The sequence below is a fragment of the Pseudoxanthomonas sp. CF385 genome, assembly GCF_900104255.1.
Lineage (GTDB): Bacteria > Pseudomonadota > Gammaproteobacteria > Xanthomonadales > Xanthomonadaceae > Pseudoxanthomonas_A.
Map to the genome: position 1 here is coordinate 849,981 of NZ_FNKZ01000001.1, position 17,860 is coordinate 867,840.

The 17,860-nt window shown below is 67.3% G+C and carries 10 protein-coding genes; 8 read left to right on the forward strand and 2 right to left on the reverse strand.

Features of this window, described 5'->3' with window-relative positions; translation table 11 throughout:
* The first annotated feature begins 31 nt into the window (after positions 1-31).
* A complete protein-coding gene (locus BLT45_RS03685; protein WP_217629524.1) occupies positions 32-1,384 on the forward strand; it encodes a pectate lyase family protein in 1,353 nt (450 codons plus the stop codon).
* A gap of 111 nt (positions 1,385-1,495) precedes the next feature.
* On the opposite strand, the gene BLT45_RS03690 is transcribed toward BLT45_RS03685, so the two are convergent.
* Both BLT45_RS03690 and BLT45_RS03695 read right to left on the reverse strand, forming a co-directional pair.
* Positions 1,496-4,411: a TonB-dependent receptor gene (locus BLT45_RS03690; protein ID WP_093295328.1), complete on the reverse strand. Its 2,916-nt coding sequence runs from the start codon at positions 4,409-4,411 to the stop codon at positions 1,496-1,498.
* A gap of 280 nt (positions 4,412-4,691) precedes the next feature.
* The gene (locus BLT45_RS03695; protein ID WP_175455714.1) at positions 4,692-7,505 is read right to left on the reverse strand and encodes a TonB-dependent receptor; all 2,814 of its coding nucleotides are present in this window, start codon (positions 7,503-7,505) and stop codon (positions 4,692-4,694) included.
* Positions 7,506-7,743: 238 nt separating this feature from the next.
* Here BLT45_RS03695 and BLT45_RS03700 point away from each other — a divergent pair, with 238 nt between their 5' ends.
* The 7 genes from BLT45_RS03700 to BLT45_RS03730 all read left to right on the forward strand — a co-directional run bounded on the left by BLT45_RS03700 (position 7,744) and on the right by BLT45_RS03730 (position 17,859).
* Complete coding sequence (locus tag BLT45_RS03700) at positions 7,744-8,760, forward strand: sugar kinase (RefSeq protein ID WP_093295334.1); 1,017 nt, start codon at positions 7,744-7,746, stop codon at positions 8,758-8,760.
* Between the two features lie 135 nt (positions 8,761-8,895).
* On the forward strand, positions 8,896-9,753 hold the full coding sequence (locus BLT45_RS03705) for an HpcH/HpaI aldolase/citrate lyase family protein (protein WP_093295337.1): 858 nt from the start codon (positions 8,896-8,898) through the stop codon (positions 9,751-9,753).
* Positions 9,750-12,182, forward strand: a complete 2,433-nt coding sequence (locus BLT45_RS03710; protein WP_254771778.1) for a sodium:solute symporter family protein — start codon at positions 9,750-9,752, stop codon at positions 12,180-12,182. The genes BLT45_RS03705 and BLT45_RS03710 overlap by 4 nt, the downstream gene beginning before the upstream one ends.
* Positions 12,183-12,252: 70 nt before the next feature.
* Positions 12,253-13,128, forward strand: a complete 876-nt coding sequence (locus BLT45_RS03715) for a LysR family transcriptional regulator (protein WP_093295340.1) — start codon at positions 12,253-12,255, stop codon at positions 13,126-13,128.
* Positions 13,129-13,364: 236 nt separating this feature from the next.
* Positions 13,365-15,608, forward strand: a complete 2,244-nt coding sequence (locus BLT45_RS03720) for a TonB-dependent receptor (RefSeq protein ID WP_093295343.1) — start codon at positions 13,365-13,367, stop codon at positions 15,606-15,608.
* 14 nt (positions 15,609-15,622) lie between these two features.
* Positions 15,623-16,912, forward strand: coding sequence for a serine hydrolase domain-containing protein (locus BLT45_RS03725; RefSeq protein WP_093295346.1), 1,290 nt, complete (start codon positions 15,623-15,625; stop codon positions 16,910-16,912).
* The gene (locus tag BLT45_RS03730; protein ID WP_217629525.1) at positions 16,909-17,859 is read left to right on the forward strand and encodes a ribokinase; all 951 of its coding nucleotides are present in this window, start codon (positions 16,909-16,911) and stop codon (positions 17,857-17,859) included. Before BLT45_RS03725 ends, BLT45_RS03730 begins: the two co-directional genes overlap by 4 nt.
* Position 17,860 lies beyond the last annotated feature (1 nt).

The following is a 17,860-nucleotide window of genomic DNA, read 5'->3' on the forward strand; positions in this document are numbered from 1 at the left end:
GATGCATCGATCCACTCCTGGGAGGGAGCCAATGCTTCATATCCGTATCCCCCGGCTGGCGGGTGCCTGCCGGCTGAGCCGCCTCTTGGCGTTCACGCTGCTGATGTCGATGGCGACGTTGGCCGTGGCCACCGAGGCGGGACCGCTGGCGTTCCCTGGTGCGCAGGGCAGTGCCGCCCATACGCCCGGCGGCCGTGGCGGCGCCGTGCTGCGCGTGACCACGCTGGCGGCCGACGGCCCCGGTTCGCTCAAGGCCGCGCTGATGGCCAAGGGTCCGCGCACGGTGGTGTTCGAAGTGGGCGGCGTGATCGACCTGGGCATGAAGGAGCTGCGCATCACCGAACCCTTCCTCACCGTCGCCGGGCAAACGGCCCCGCACCCGGGCGTGACGATCATCAAGGGCGGGCTGACCATCGCCGCCCACGATGTGGTGATCCGCCACATCCGCATCCGTCCCGGCGACGGCGGCATGGCCAAGCGGTCGGGCGACATCGATGCGATCACGACCGTGCGCGGCGCGCACGACGTGATCGTCGACCACTGCTCGCTCACCTGGGCGACGGACGAGAACCTGTCGGCCTCCAGCACCCGCTTCCATGGCGAGAACGAAACCGAGTGGATGGCCAACGCCTCGCGCAGGATCACCTACAGCAACAACATTGTCGGCGAGGGCCTCGCCAACGCCACCCACCCCAAGGGCGAGCACTCCAAGGGATCGCTGATCCATGACCACGTCAACGAGGTGCTGATCGTCGGCAACCTGTACGCACACAACTACGAGCGCAGCCCGTTGTTCAAGGGCGGCGCGCGTGGGCAGGTCGTCAACAACCTGATCTACAACCCGGGCCAGCGGGCCATCCACTACAACCTGATCGCCGAGGAATGGCTGGGCCATCCGTACTCGCGTGGCGAGATGGTGGTGCGTGGCAACGTCATGCGGGCGGGTCGCTCCACTGAGCCGCTGGCCTTCTTCATGATCGGTGGCTCCGGCGACCTGGATCTCCATCTGCAGGACAATCTCGTCGTCGATCGCGTCGGCAACACGAGCATTCCGGACACGGGCAGTTACACCACTGCGCCGTTGAAGCTCAACCGGCTGAAGAGCGCGCCTGCGCTGCCGTTCGGCGTCGCGTTGCTTCCCTCGCAGAAAGTGCAGGACGCCGTCATCGAGCACGTGGGCGCAACGCCCTGGAACCGCGACCTGATCGACCGCCGTATCGTCGCTGACGTCATCGAAGGGCGGGGCGAAATCATCGACAGCCAGGAGCAGGTCGGCGGATACCCGCAGTACAAGGAAGCGCGCAAGCCGTTCGTCGAGAGCGAATGGAACCTGGACACCATGGAACCCCTCGCGGGCTATCCGCGCGGCGAGCCGCTGCGCTGACGGCGTGCCCGCAGATCCGCAAGGGCGGAAAGGGCCCGCCGTGAGGCGGGCCCTTTCTTCGTTCGGCTTCCCAACGGGCACGTCGCCCCCTGCGCTGCCGGTGCGCCGGAATCAGAAGTTGAACCGCGCGCCGACGTAGTACTGCCGCCCGGTGTGGTGGTACACCGACGCGCGATCGCCCGCCGAATCCACGTACTGGTCGTTGAACTCGTCGGTCAGGTTGAGGCCTTCCAGCGTGAGGGTGAGTCGCTTGTTCCACTTGTACGACATGGACAGGTCCACGCTGCGCGCGCTGCGCTTGCCTTCCACGTCGTTGTTGTTCTGGCCCGGCACGCGCTGCAGATAGTCGTCGCGGAACGAGGTGGACACGCGGGCACTGAACCGATCGTTGTCGTAGTAAAGCGTGGCGTTGTACGAATCCGGCGACAGGTTGACCAGGTCGTTGGCGATGTAGGTCACCGGGAAGCTGCCGGGGACGGCGTAGTCGATGTCCGATTCGACATGCGTGTAGTTCAGCAGCACGCCGAAGTGGCGCAACCCGCCCGGCAGGAAGCTGAAGGGCTGCTGGTAGTTCAGCTCGAAGCCCTTGAGCGGGCCGCCGGGCGTGTTGATCGGCGTGCGCACGTCGAACTCCACGTCCCAGAACGTCGACGGTACCCATTCCAGCGGCAGGCCCGTGTCGCGGTAGGCGATGTTCTCCCGCAATTCCTGGATGTAGGTCTCGATGTCCTTGTAGAACAACGCCAGTGACAGCACCGAGTCTTCGGCGAAGTACCACTCGGCGCTGAAGTCGTAGGTCTTCGCCCGGAACGGTTGCAGGTAGGGATTGCCCACCCGGATGTTGGGTGAGCCGGTGGTGGTGATGCCGGCGCCGGGCGACAGGTTGCCCAGCTGCGGACGCGCCATGACCTTGGCGGCGCCGAAGCGCAGCACGACGTCGTCGGTGACGTCCCACGCCAGGTTCAACGAGGGCAGCCAGTCCTTGTAATCGTTGGTGACCGTCACCGGGCTGCCGCCGCCGACCGAGGTGTAGCCGCTGGCTTCCACGTCCGTGGTGGCGTAGCGCACGCCGAGGTTGCCGCGCAGCGGACGGCCGATCAGGTCCGTGTTGAAGTCCAGCTGCAGGTAGCCGCCCCAGTCTTCTTCGCTGATGCTGCGGTTGTTGCCGCGCGCGTTGCCGTTGGTGATGCTGCTCAGGGTGAAGTCGCCGCCGGGCACACCGGTGTTGCAGTTGCAGTAGATGTCGAACAGGCCGGCGATCGCATTGAGGTCCGGGATCAGCCACGCGCTCGGGCCGCGTCCATCCAGCCCGCGCCCGAAGCCGGTGACCAGGGTGGAGATGTCGGCCACGGTGGTGCCCGTGGGCAGCGCCGGTACCGAGGTCTCGCTGCTGCGGCGGAACTCCCACGTATCCATGCCGAAGCGCTTGTACGACGCGCCGCCGCGCAGGGTGAAGGTCTCGTTGATGGCGAAGTCGAGGTCGAGCTTGCCGGTGTCGAAGGTGTTGTCCACGCCCTGCGGACGGATGCGGATCTCCGAGCCCGTCGTGTTCGCGGCCGGGCTGCTGATCCAGCGCCATGCGGCAGGGCTGGTCACGTCCAGGTTGCCGTAGGTGATGACGGGCAGGCGGCTGTTGCCGCGATAGTCCCAGCTGTAGCCGTCCAGGTTCTGGATGTCGAGAGTGACCGTGGTCTGGACCGGGTTGTTGAACTCCGAGCGCGAAGTGCCGGCGAGCGCGGTCAGCTTCAGCCTGTCGGTAATGTCCTGTTCCAGCGTCAGGCTGTACTGGGTGAATTCGGTGGAGAGCTCGTCGAAGCGGGATTCCGAGCGCACGTCGACATTGTCGAATACGCCGTAGACCAGGTTGCCGCGCTCATCCACCTCGGCCTGCAGCACGTGCGTCTCGTACTTGCCACCCTGCGTGTTGGAGCGGCTGAACGAGATGGTCTCGAGGAAGTCCTCCTGGCGCGTCGCATCGAGCTTGGAGTACATCGCATCGAAGCTCAGCAACGTGCCGTCCGTCGGCTTGAACTGCAGCGCGGCGGTGACGCCGAGGCGTTCCTGGTCGTGGGTGAGGCGGCCGTACCGGGGCAGGCGCGGGTGGAACGTGGTGGCCGCCGACGCCAGCCGGTAGGCGTCGTTGTTGGCCTGGGTATTGGCGGGCCGCGGATTGCCGGTCGAGCAGTTCAATGCGGTCGTACCACGGCCGCTGTTGTTGGCGTTGTTCTGCGGCGCATACCCGACCGGGCTGCAGAAGCCGTTGGAGGAAGGCCCATTGTCCCAGCGCACGGCGCTGTAACCCTCTTCCAGCAGATGCCGCTCGCTGTAGGCGGCCGACAGCAACGCGCCGAACCGGCCATCGGCCCAGGTGTTGCTGATCAGCGCCGAGAAGCGGGGATCCCAGTCCTTCGCCAGATCGTTGTAGCCCATCTGGCTGGTCGCAGTCGCCGTGAAGCCGTCGTAGTCGAACGGTCGGGCGCCGCGCAGGTCGACCGTGGCGCCCAGCGAGCCTTCGTCGATCTGCGCGGATTGTGTCTTGCGCACCGTCAGCTTGCTGAAGAGTTCGGAGGCGAACACGTTGAAGTCGAAGCCGCGGCCGCGGTTCGCGCCGCCGGAGCTATCGGTGCCGCCGGTGGTGGCGAGCGCTTCCAGCCCATTGATGCGCACGCGGGTGAAGTCCTGGCCCAGGCCGCGCACGGTGATCGAACGTCCTTCGCCGGCGTCGCGGTCGATCGCCACACCCGGGATGCGTTGCAGCGCTTCGGCCAGATTGAGGTCCGGGAACTTGCCGATGTCCTCGGCCACGACGGCGTCGATCTGCTCGGCGCTGTAGCGTTTCTCTTCCAGCGCCTTTTCCAGGCTGGCGCGGAACGTGCCGACGACTTCGATGCGATCAAGGTCGGTGGTGGCGGGCGAGGCTGCCTGCGCGTCCTGTGCCTGTGCGAAGGCGGGCGCGTGCAGGGCGAGGGCGATCGAGAACGCGAGTGTGGACACCGGTGTCTTCCGGCGGTTGGATTGATGCGTCATGACGTCCCCCTCCCAAGGGCTGCCAATCATGTGAGCGTGCCGGGCGGTGCCGACGACGTGTGGAAACTCCCCAGATTCCATGCTCGGCGCACTTGAATGACACCGATGGTCAGAGACGCTAACAGAGTGTGCATCGCAACAACAAGTGGTTGATTCGAATAAGAAAAATGTCCCCATGGACAAAGGGGGGCTGTAATCGTTTTCCGGCCATCAGGAAACAAAAAAAGCCCGGCCTTTGGCGGCCGGGCTTTCGGGCGAACCAAGGTTCGCGGCGGTGCGGTCAGAACTTGTAGCGCAGGCCGAGCAGGTACTGGCGACCGGTCTCGCTGTAGTCCAGCGGCAGCTGGCCGTTGGTGTTGGCCACCCAGGATTCCTGGACTTCCTCGGTCAGATTGATGCCTTCCAGACTGAGTTCGAGCTTGTCGTTGATCTTCCAGCGGACCGAGGCATCGACCGTCGTCGTGCCGGTCTGGCCATGGACGTCGAACCCGGCTTCCGTGGCGGGTACCTGCAGCAGGTAGTCGTCGCGATTGGTGGCGGAGATGCGGCCCGAGAAGCGCTCGCCCTCGTAGAACAGCGTCGCATTCCACGCGTGCTTGGACAGGCCGGTGAGGTCCGTGTTGAACGAGTTCGCACCGGTCGAGGTCAGGTACTGGATCTGCGAGTCGACGTAGGTGTAGTTCAACTGCAGCCCCAGGTTGCTGAACTTGCCGGGCAAGAAGGTGAAGGGCTGGATGTAATTCGCTTCGAAGCCCTTCAGCTCGCCGCCGGGCGTGTTGAGCGGAACGCTGAACACGAAATCGTCGTCGACGGTGGCGCCCGTACCGTCCAGCAGGCTGGCAGGCAGGCCGCTGGCCGAGTAGGGCTGAACGACGCGGGTGGTCTGCACGAAGCTGTCGATGTCCTTGTAGAACAGCGCCAGCCCCAGCATGGCGCCCTCGTTGAAGTACCACTCGAACCCCAGGTCCGCGGTCTTGGCGCGGTTGGGATTGAGCAGCGGGTTGCCGCCGCTGACGGTGCGTGCACCGCCGCTGACGTTGACCGTCACACCCGGCGTCAGGCTGCCCAGGCCCGGACGCGCCATGACCTTGGCCGCGCCGAAGCGGATCAGGAAGTCCGGCGTGATCTCGGCGACCAGGTTCATCGAGGGCAGTGTGTCGCTGTACTCGCGCGACACCGTCGTCGCGACGGGCGAGCCGCTGGCCGTCGCGATGCCGGTGGAGCTCTGCTTGGTCCGCACATAGCGCACGCCGAAATTGCCCGACAGCGGGATGGGACCCAGGTCCGCGGAGAACTCGCCCATCAGGTAGACGCCGCGGTCCTGCTCCTCGACGCTGGTGGTGTTCACCGGGCGCGGGACGATCGCGAACGTGCCCGAGTTGCTGTAGATGTCCAGCGCATCCGCGACGCCCTGCAGGTCGGGAATCACCCAGACGCCGGGCGAGCCGGTGACGCTGGACAGGCGCGCGAGCGTGGTCAGGTCCGCCGGAACGATGCGGGTGCCGCTGGAGAACGTCGGCACGGTCACTTCCGAGGCGCGGCGCAGTTCGCGGCTGTCGTAGGTGTAGTCCTTGGCCTGCACGCCGCCCTTCAGGCGGAAGCCGGCGCTGAGGTTCCAGTTGAAGTCGAGCTGCGCGTTGTCGAATGAATTGTCGACGTACTGCGGGCGCAAGCGCACTTCGGCGAGCGTCCACCCGTTGGGATCGGTCGGATCGATGCCGTAGTTGAGCACCGGCTTGTAAGGATTGCCGCGGTAGTCGTAGCTGTAGCCGTCGACGTTGTACTTGTCCATGATGATCGTCGTCTGGATCGGATTCTCATGCTCCGACTTGGACGTGCCGACCTTGCCGCTGATCTTGAAGTTGTCGGTGAACTCGTGCTCGCCTTCCAGGCCGAGCTGGGTGAAGACGGTGTTCCACTCGTCGTGGCGGCTCTCGGACCGGATGTCGACATCGTCGAACAGACCGTAGACGAGCGCACCGTTCTGGATGACGCCGTCCCGGACGATCGTTTCGGGCTTGCCACCGCTGCCGGCCGCACGGCATGCATTGCCGGCCGGGCCGGCCGCACACGCGCCGCGACTGAAGGAAATGGCTTCGATGTAACGCTCGTCGCGCACGGCGTCGATCTTCGAGTACAGGGCATCCAGGGCGAACTGCGTGCGGTCGGATGGCTTGAACTGCAGCGAGGCCGTGATGCCCGTGCGTTCCTGATCGTGTTCCATCAGCGTGTAGCGCGGAAAGCGCGGGTGATACACGTCGGCCGCGCGCGCCGCCGCGAACGGCGATGCCGCATTGAAGCCGCCGTTGCTGGTTCCCCCGGCCCAGCGGCCCGAACCGCTGCCCTCCTCGAGCGCCTGGCGTTCCGTGTAGGCGAACGAAAGCAGGGCGCCGAACTTGCCGTCGGCCCACGTGTTGGAGATCAGGCCGGCCACGCGCGGGTCGGTGTAGTCGCCCATGTCGGCGTACGCCACCTGGCCGCTGGCCGCCAGCGTGAAGCCGTCGTAGTCGAACGGGCGCGCGGTGCGCAGATCCACGGTCGCGCCCAGCGAGCCTTCCTCGACGTCGGCCTGGCCGGTCTTGCGCACGATCAGCTGCGAGAACAGGTCCGAAGCGAACACGTTGAAGTCGAAGCTGCGGCTGCGGTTGGTGCCGCCCTGCTGGTCGGTCGAGCCGACCGTGGTCAGGGCTTCCATGCCGTTGATGCGCACGCGGGTGAACTGGGGACCCAGGCCCCGCACCGAGATGTTGCGGCCTTCGCCGGCATCACGGGTGATCACGACGCCCGGGATGCGCTGCAGCGACTCGGCGAGGTTGAGATCGGGGAACTTGCCGATGTCCTCGGCCACGATGGCGTCGACCATGCCGGCTTCGCCGCGCTTGATGTCGAGGGCCTTTTCCACGCTGGCGCGGTAGCCGGTGACGCTGACGGTATCCAGCGTATCGACGCTCTGCTGGGCAGGGGCGGCCTGACCGGACCCGGTCGTCTGCGCCGCTTCCTGGGCGTGCGCGGCTGCACTCATCTGCAGCGCGAGGCCGATCGAAACGGCAAGCAAGGTAACCGGTGTCTTCCGGCGGTGTTGACTGACTGGCATGTTCTCCCCTCCTCAAGGGACCATGGCCGCGTGTGCGACTGTTTTGTTAGCAAAAAACTGCTGTGTATTCCCTTCCAGATCGTGCCAGCTGATAAAATGACACCGCTGGTCAAAAGCAACGCTAACAGAGTGTGCGCTGCAACAACAACTGCCGCCGGACCCGGATTATCTTGTCCTCGGGACAACGCTGGACGGCGCATGCGCATCGACGCGACACCGCAACGGGAGGAGTGCTGCAATGGCAAAGATCGTGTGTTTCGGAGAGCTGCTGCTGCGCCTCGGTGCGCCTGGCAGGCAGGTATTGCTGCAGTCGCCGGTGCTCGACGTGCATGTCGGCGGCGCGGAAGCGAATGTCGCGGTGTCGCTCGCGCGTTTCGGCCACGACGCGCGCATGGTGGGCGTCGTGGCGGACAACGCGCTGGGCGAAGCGGCGCTCGGTGAACTGCGGCGTCACCGCGTCGATACCGCAGCGGTGCAGCCGCAATCCGGACGCATGGGGCTTTACTTCCTCACGCCCGGTGCCATCCAGCGGCCGAGCGAAGTGCTCTACGACCGCGCCGACTCCGCCTTCGCCCGTGCCGGTGGCGGTGCCCACGATTGGCCCGCATTGCTGGCCGGTGCGCAGTGGCTGCATGTCTCGGGCGTCACGCCCGCGCTCGGCCAGCGTGCGGCGGACGGCGTGCTGGCGGCCGTCATGGCGGCGCGCGCGGCCGGGGTGAAGGTGTCCTTCGACGGCAACTTCCGCCCGAAGTTGTGGGAAGCCTGGGGCGGCGACGCACCCGCGATCCTGCGCGGGTTGATGGCGCAGGCGGACATTCTGTTCGCCAGCCACCGCGACCTGCAGGTGGTGCTGGGCCTGGACTTCCCGCAGGCGACGCCGCAGGAGCGTTTCGCCGCCGGCGCGGCCGCCGCGTTCCAGGCGTTCCCGCACCTCCAGCAGATGGCGGCGACCGTGCGCGTGCAGCGCAGCGTCGACCATCATGTGCTCTCGGGGATCACGGCCCTGCGTGAAGGGGCGCTGCACACGACGCCCGCGCACGAGGTGTCGCCCATCGTCGACCGCATCGGCACCGGCGACGCGTTCGCCGCGGGCGTCCTGCACGGCGGGCTGACCGGCATGCCGGTGGCCCAGGCGCTGCACTTCGGCGTGGCGGCGGCCTGCCTCAAGCATTCGCTGCCCGGCGACTTCAATCTGCTCGGCGCGGCCGATGTGCAGGCGCTCCTCGGCGAGAACAGCCTGGACGTCCGGCGCTGAACGTCCTTGCGGCCAACAGGGAATGTTGCGTTGCGACATTCCCGGACGCAGGAAAAACTATCGTTTGAAGATGCCGCCGCGGGCTTTGCCCGTGGCCCGATTCCCGCAGACTGCGCGCCATGATGAGCGCCGTCCATGCGTAGCAAACTGTTCGTGCCCGGCAGTCGCCCCGCGCTGTTCGCCAAGGCGTTGGCCGGCGACGCCGACCTGCTGTCCTTCGATCTCGAAGATGCGGTCGCCGGCGACGACAAGGCATCCGCGCGCACGCAGGTGGCTGCGTTCCTGCGCAGCGCTCCCCACCGCGGCGCCGGCAAGCAGGTCGTCGTCCGGGTGAATGCATGGAACTCGTCCGCGTGGGAGGACGACCTGCGCGCGATCCTGCCGCTGGACATCGACCTTCTCAACCTCCCCAAGATCGAGTCGGTGGAGCAACTGCGCCAGGCGATCAGCGAGATCGATGCGATCGAGGTGCGCCTCGGCGTGCGGCGGGCCGTGGGCCTGCTGGTGAACATCGAAACGCAGCGCGCACTGCGTCACGCCGCGAAGATCGCGCAGGCCCATCCGCGCGTGCGCGGCCTGCAACTGGGCCTGGGCGATCTCTTCGAGCCCTACGGCATCCGCCGCACGGACCTGCGCAACGTGCATGCCGCGCAGTACGCGTTGCGCATGGCGGCCGCAGAGGCCGGCGCGTTCGCCTACGATGCGGCATTCCCGGGCCTCGACGACGAAGCCGGCTTCCGTGCGGAAGCCGACGCCGCGCGCGCGCTCGGTTTCGCAGGCAAGAGTTGCGTGCATCCGCGCCAGGTGGCATGGGCGAACGACCTCTTCGCGCCTTCGGCGAAAGAGATCGACGACGCGCGCCGTACCGTGCAGAAGGCGGACGAGGCAGGCGAAGGCGCCTTCGCCGTGGATGGCCGCATGGTGGATGCGCCTTTCCTGGCGCGGGCACGCGCCGTACTGGCGCTTGCAGATCGTGACAAGGGGACAGCATGAAACATCCGGCAGTGCGGTCCGCGACCGCCCGCATCCAGCGCGCGGCGATGCATGCGCTCGTGCTGTTGGCTTGGGCGATCGTGGGCGGGGCAGCATCGCCTGCACATGCGGAAAGCCTGACGACGGTGCGGCAGGAGGTGCTGCCTGCGCCCTCCGCCGGCACGATGGGCGATGTCCATGCCGTCGGCAATGCGCTGGTGGCGTTCCACGAGGGCACTGCGTGGCAACTGCCGGCGGGCGCGAAGGCCTGGCAACCGCTCCCCCTCGGTGCGGACATCCCCGTGCCGGCCACCTGGGTCGGCGCCGCCAAAGGCACGCTCTACCTGCTGCAGACAGCGGGCGACGGCCAGGCATCCGCCGGGGTTTCAGTCGCGGCGCTGGAACAGGGGCGGCTGGTGCTGCGCACGCTGCCGGCGTGGCCTGCGCCGCTGCGGGACGTCAGGCTCGCAGAAGCGGAAGGACAGCTGTATGCCGGCGGTCTCGACGCGACAGGCTCACCGCGCCTCTACCAGGTGACGCTCGCCGCCGCATCGATGGGCTGGACCGCGCTCGATGCCTGGCCTTCGGGCGGTGCTTCCAGCCTTCTCGCGCAACGCGGCGACCTGTTCGCGACCGTGCCCGGCGCCGGCGGCGACGCGCTCTGGCGCTGGCATCGGGAAACAGGATGGACGCCGATGCCTGCACTGCCCGGCCGGCTGGTGCCGCAGGCGGCCCGCACGATCGGACAGGCGCACCTGCTGTATCTGGTTTCCGAAGGCGGCGTGGATGCGCCCCGACTGGTGACATTCCACACCATCACCAAGGCCTGGGCCACGCTGCCCGCGACCGTGCCGCCCGGTGTCGCGGGCGTGACGGCCTGGGGTGACGGTCTGGCATGGTCGGGCCCGGATGGCAAGCTCAACACCTTGCAGCTGCAGTCCGGCAAGCACCTGCTGACGTGGCTGGACTGGCTGGTGATCGTGGTCTACCTGGCCGCGATGATCGGCATCGGCCTGTACTTCTACCTGCGCGAGAAGCGCAACTCCACCGAGAACTTCTTCGTCGGCAGCCGCACCATCCCGTTCTGGGCCGCGGGCCTGAGCCTGTATGCGGTCAACACCAGCTCGATCAGCTTCATCGCGATCCCCGCGAAAGCCTTCGAGACCAACTGGCAATACCTCACCAACAACCTCATCGCCGTGCTCGGCCTGATGTTCGTGGCGGTGTGGATCGTGCCGTTGCTGCGCCGGTTGAACCTGATGTCGACGTTCTCCTACCTGGAGACGCGCTTCCACCCGAGCATCCGCATGCTGGCCAGCGCGCTGGCGATCCTGATGCAGATCGGCAGCCGGATGAGCGTGATCCTGTTCCTGCCGGCGCTCGCCATCTCCACCATCACCGGCATCGACGTGGTCTGGAGCGTGTGGCTGATGGGTGGGTTCACCATCATCTACACCGCGATGGGCGGCATGAAGGCGGTCATCTGGACGGACGTGGTCCAGGTCATCGTGAAGATGGGCGGTGCGATCTTCGCGATCCTCTTCATCGTCTGGACGCTGAAGGGCGGCTTCGGCGAGTTCACCCAGATCGCGATGGCGGAGGACAAGACGAAGCTGTTCGATTTCAGCTTCGACCTGACCAAGGCCACGGTCTGGGGCTTCATCTTCCTCGTGCTGTTCGAGGTGGTGCTGACCTTCCCGAAGGACCAGGTGCTGATGCAGCGCGTGCTGTCGACGAAGTCGGACAAGGAAGCCGGGCGCTCGGTGTGGGCCTTCGCCGCGATCATGATTCCCGGCGGTTTCGTCTTCTACGGCATCGGCACGGCGCTGTTCGTCTACTACAAGAACAATCCCGAGCGGATGAATCCCCTGCTGCCGGTCGACGCGACCTTCCCGCTGTTCATCGCCGCGGAACTGCCGATGGGCGTGACCGGCCTGATCATCGCCGGCATCTTCGCCGCCGCGATGGCGACGCTGTCGGGCATCATGAATTCGGTGGCCACGCTGATCACCGTCGACTTCTACGAGCGTTTCGCCAAGGACACGTCGCAGAAGAAGGGCGTGTTCTTCGCCGAGATCATGACGGTGGTGGTCGGCTTGGTCGGCATTGGCGCCGCGCTGGTGCTGTCGCGTTTCGACATCGGTTCGCTGTTCGACGTATCGATCGAGTTGGCCGGCCTGCTCGGCGGCGGTTTCGCCGGCGCGTACACGCTGGGCATGTTCACCCGCCGGGCGAATTCGCAGGGCGTGGCGATCGGCATCGTCACCGCGATCGTGCTGACGTTCGTGGCGTGGTGGTTCGACCTCGTGCACCCGTATTTCTACCTGGCCATCTCCATCCTGGTCTGCGTGGTGGTGGGTTACCTGGCCAGCCTGTTCTTCCCGGCGCCCGCGCGTTCGCTGGAGGGCCTGACGATCCACCGGCAGGACGCCGTGAACACGGCCGACTGAGCGCATGGGCCATAGGTCCCATCGTCGGCGCGCCGCGCCTCGTGTAGCCTGAGGGCAGCAGGGGAGGCGCGTGGACACCCAGTTCCTGAATACCTTCGTGGTGGTCGCCGACCGGGGCTCGATGGCCGCGGCAGCGCGCGTGCTCAACATCACCCCGGCCGCCGTCGCCCAGCAGATCCGCACGCTGGAACGCGAACTCGGCGCGCCGCTGATCGCGCGCGCCGGTCGCACCGTCAGCCTGACCGAGGAGGGCTCGCGCATCCTGCAGCGCGCCCGCGACCTGCTGCGCGATGTGGCCGACATGCGCAGCGTCGCCAACGACAGTGAAGTCTCCGGCGAATTGCGGCTGGGCGCCTGTCCCACCGCGCTGGCCGGCATGCTGCCCGACATCCTGGCGCGCATGGTCGATGCCTTCCCGCAGATCAACGTCTACATCCGCCCCGGCTATTCAGCGGAGCTGTACCGTGCCGTGGAGAACGGCGAGCTGGATGCCGCGCTCGTCCTGCAGGCGCCCTACAACCTGCCCAAGACCTGCGACTGGCAGCTGTTGCGCGAGGAGCCGCTGGTGGTCATCGCCCCGGCGCGCCTGGCCGGCCGCGATCCGCACGAATTGCTGCGCAGCGAGCCGCTGATCCGCTACGACCGCAACCAGTGGGGCGGCCGCGTGGCGGACGATTACCTGCGCCGCGCCGGCATCGTGCCGCACGAGCGCTTCGAACTGAACGGGCTCAACGCCATCGCCGTCATGGTGGACCGCGGCCTGGGCGTGTCGCTGGTGCCGGACTGGGCCAAGCCGTGGCCCGAGGGCCTGGACCTGGTCCGCATCCCCCTGCCGATGCCCAGCGAACCGCGCCGCATCGGCATGGTGTGGTCGCGTTCGACGGTGCGGATCCGCCTGGTGACCGTGCTGCTGCAGGAAAGCCGTGCCACGGCGGGGCAACCCTGACCGGCGCAATGCGTCGTCATGTTGCAGTGCACGCTACAAAAACTAGCCTGTGAACATATCCGCGGGCGATTCTTCCGTGACGCACGTCCGCCTAGGCTTCGAACATCGTCGGGTTCGAGCGTCTGGGAGGAACGCTGGGCACGCCGGCCGCCGGGAGCGGCCTTTCTCGCACACACCCTTGCCATGCGGCCGGCGCATCGCGCGCCGCCGCCCACCCCGCATCTCGAGAACTGACCATGAAACAGGTACCCGCCGCGTTCGGCGTCTTCTTGCTGGCCGCCGCCGTCAGCGCCAGCGTCAAGGCCCAACAGAACACTCCGCTGCCGCCGCAGGACGCGACGACCGAAGAAGCCAAGGCCAAGGACGCCGTCGACCTGGATCAGGTGATCGTCACCGGCGTGCGCGCACCGAAAGCCGTGGACAAGATCCCTGGCGCGGTGTCGCTGGTCAGCAAGGAAGAAATCGCACACACGCTGTTGGTCACCGAAGACGCGACCGCCGTGCTGGCGCGCACCGTGCCCGGCTACGCGGAAGCCTCCCAGGCCATGAGCAACAGCGGCGAGACGCTGCGCGGACGCGTGGCGCTGCGCCTGTTCGACGGCGTGCCGCAGGGCTCGCCGTTGCGCGACGGCAGCCGCAATGCGACGTTCACCGACATGGGCATCGTCGGCCGCGTGGAAGTGATCAACGGTCCTTCCGCCTCGGAAGGCGTGGGCGCATCGGGCGGCATCATCAACTACATCTCCACCGTGCCGACCAAGGAAGGCAGCGAGTTCCGCTTCCTGAGCCGCTACTCCACCCAGTTCAAGGACGACAGCGCCGGCTGGAAGCTGGGCCTGAACTACGCCTACAAGCAGGACAACTACGACCTGGTCGCCGGCGTGTCGAGGATCGACCGCGGCATGGGATACGACGCCGACGGCGTGCGCCTGGGCATGAACACCAGTGGTTCGCTGCACGATTCGGTGACCCGCAACCTGTTCGTCAAGGGCGGCATCAACTTCGGCGAAGATCTCGAGAAGCGCCTGCAGGTCAGCTACAGCGACTTCAAGATCGAAGGCAACGGCAACTACATCCAGGTCGACGGCTGCCGCTACGAGCCGGGTTGGTGCGAAGACCCGCACCCGAACACCTCGGAGCGCGGCCATATCTTCGGCAGCAAGGCGGAGTTCAACGACTTCCGCCAGATCAACGTGCAGTACACGGACGCCGATTTCTTCGGCGGCACGCTGAACCTCAACGCCTACTGGGCCGACCAGGCCATGCGCTATCCGCCGGAGAACGGCAGCGATCGCCAGGACCCGGATATCCCGCCCAATGGTCCGGATGGCCTGATCTGGGACCAGTCCGAGATCAATTCGGACAAGGTCGGCTTCCGCCCTTCGTGGGTGCGCGGCCAGCTGTTCGGCGTGGATGGCCTGGAGTTGCGCGCGGGCGTGGACTGGGTGCGCGACAAGGCCGACCAGCGCCTGGCGCTGACCAACCGCCTGTGGGTGCCGCCGATGACGTATGAAAGCGTCGCGCCGTACGCGCAGCTGAGCTGGGATGTCGGTCCGTTGACCTTCAGCGGCGGCATCCGCCACGAGGACGGCGAACTCAGCGTGGACGACTACACCACGACCTGGTTCCGCAATCGCGTGTTCGTGGAAGGCGGCACGCTGTCGTACACCGAGACGCTGTACAACCTGGGCGCCATCTGGCGCATCACCGACCAGTGGTCCGTGTTCGCGGCGTATGGCGAAGGCTTCGGCCTGCCGAACGTCGGCATCCCGTTGCGCAACATCAATTATCCGGGCCAGAGCGTCAACGGCATCATCGACCTTCAGCCGATCGTGGTCGACAACCGCGAGGTGGGCGTCAACTGGCGTGGCGACGCGACCTCGTTCAGTGCGTCGTACTACGACTCCCAGGCTGATTTCGGCACCTCGCTGGCGATCGATCCCGCCACCAACGACTTCGTGCTGAACCGTGCACCGACCCGCATCAAGGGCTTCGAATTCTCCGGCGACTGGAACATCAACGAAGACTGGAAGCTGAGCGGCATCTACTCGCGCATCCGCGGCAAGACCGCCTTCTGGAACGCGGACACCATCGGTCGCTATCCCGCCGGCGGTCTGAACAAGCCGATGGGTGCGCTGGACGTCAACCCGGACAAGATCGCGCTGAGCGTGCGCTGGAAGTTCAACGAAGACGGCGACGTGACCCTGGGCTCGACCACGCTGCTGTCGCGCGACCTGACCGGCAGCGACGTGCGCGAATTCGATGGCGCCACCTACTCGTACTCCGAGCACACCACCGGCTACACGCTGTTCGACCTGGGCATGAACTACCGGGTCGAGAAGTGGGGCCGCTTCTCGCTGGGCGTCGAGAACCTCGCGAACAAGCAGTACATCCTGACCTGGTCGCAGGTCCCGGGCTTCCGCAACTACTGGGCGGGCCGTGGCCGCATGTACTCCTTCACCTACGAGTACACGTTCTGACCCACGATCCTCGGATGCCGGCACTCCCCCACGCTGCGTCCACCCGCGCCGTCGCCTCTCCCGGGCGGCGCGGGTTCTGGATGGTCCTGATGCTCTCGCTCGCCGCCTGTGCGACGGCCACGCCGCCGTCCAGCGCGCCTGCACGCGCACCGATGGATGCCGTGCTGGCGCAGGCCACCGGTGAAACGGGGTATCTGGGTGCGGTCGCTCTGGTGGCCGACCACGGCACCGTGGTGTACCGCGGCACGTTCGGGCATGCCGATCTGCAGGGTCGGCAGCGGCTGCGCGAGGACGCGATCTTCCGCATCTATTCGATGACCAAGCCCGTCACCTCGGTGGCGGCACTGATGCTGGTGGAAGAGGGTCGACTGCAGCTCGATGCCCCGGTCGCCACCTACCTGCCGGCGTTCGCCGGCCTGCGGCGTCTCGACGGTGGCAGCGTCGAGGCGCATGTGCTGGTGCCGGTGCAGCGACCGCTGACCGTTCGGCACCTGCTGACGCATACGGCCGGGTTCGCCACGGGCGGCGACGACATTCGCGTCGCGACGGCCCTGCTGCAGGCGCAGGCACCGGAAGACGCCCCGGATCTCGCTGGCTATGCCGACCGCGTCGCACGCGCGCCGCTGGCGACGGAACCGGGCACACGCTTCCGCTACGACGGCGTCAATACCGAAATCCTCGCCCGCGTGATCGAGGTGGCGAGCGGGCAACCGTTCGATGCTTTCCTGCGCACGCGCATCCTGCTGCCGTTGCGGATGGACGACACCGGATTCGACGTGCCTGCCGCGCAGCGAGGTCGCATCATGCCGCTCACCACACGCGACGCGCAGGGTCGGCGAAAATTGGCCGATACACCGTCTGCACGAGAGCCCGGCGTCCGGCTGCGCGCCTACACCAGTGGTGCCGGCGGCCTGTATTCCACCGCCGCCGACTACCTGCGTTTCGCCCGCATGCTCGCCGAAGGTGGTGTGCTGGACGGGGTGCGCCTGCTGCGCGAGGACACGGTGGCGATGATGATGTCCGACCAGCTGGGCCGCTTCGATCCACCGGTACCCGCGCCCGAACCGGGCGAGGGCTTCGGCCTGGGCGGCTATGTCGTCACCGATCCGGCCACCAGCGCACGGCCGGGATCGCGCGGGCAGTTCGGCTGGTCCGGTGCCGCGTCCACGTACTTCACCATCGACCGCGAGCGCGGCCTGGTGATCCTGCTGATGTCGCAACACCTGCCGTCGGGCGATGCGCCGGCGCTGCCGAAGATCGCCACGCCGTTCTACCGCGCGGTCTACGAAGCGGTGACGCCGTGAGCCGCGGCCACGGCGGCGTGCTGGTCGCGGGATCGGCGAACCTCGATTTCGTCGTGCGCGCGGCCCATGTGCCGGCACCGGGCGAGACCGTGCTCGGCCGCGCGTTCGCGACGTTCCCCGGCGGAAAGGGCGGCAACCAGGCCGTGGCCAGCGCGCGTGCCGGCGGCGCGCCCACGCGCATGCTGCTGGCGCTCGGCGACGACCCGTATGCCGCGGTCCTCGAAACCGCACTGACCGACGCGGACGTCGTCCTGCACATCGTGCGCGTACCCGACACCGCCAGCGGTACCGCCTTCATCTGCCTGTCCGACGACGCGGAGAACGCGATCACCGTCGCACCGGGCGCCAATGCCGGACTGCTGCCGCACCACCTGCCGTCGCTGCGCGGGATCAGCCACCTGCTGCTGCAGCTGGAGACGCCGCTGGAGAGCGTGGCGAGCTATGCGCGGCTCGCCCGCGAGGCCGGCGTGCGCGTGGTGCTGAATGCCGCGCCGGCCACGACGCTGCCGCCCGGCCTGCTGGACAGCGTCGACGTGCTCGTCGTCAACGAGGGCGAACTGGCCACGCTCGCCGGCGAGGGCAGCGTGGCCGCCCAGGCGGCGCGACTGCCGGTGCCGTGCGTGGTCGTCACGCTCGGCGCGCGGGGCTGTTTCGCGCGCCGCGGCGCGGAAATCTTCCTGCAGCCTGCGTTCCCGATCGAAGCCGTCGATACCACCGCGGCCGGCGACACGTTCTGCGGCGCGCTGGCCGCACGCCTGGCCGAACATGCGGGACTGGCGGACGCGCTACGCTTCGCCAGCGCGGCTTCCGCACTGGCCTGTACCCGGCTGGGCGCGCAGACCAGCATCCCGACCCGCCCGGAAGTCGAAGCCTGGCTCGCCGGGCGTGACGACGCGGGCTCGCGACAGGCCGCCCTGGCGACCTACTGCAGCCTTCCCGGTTCCTGAT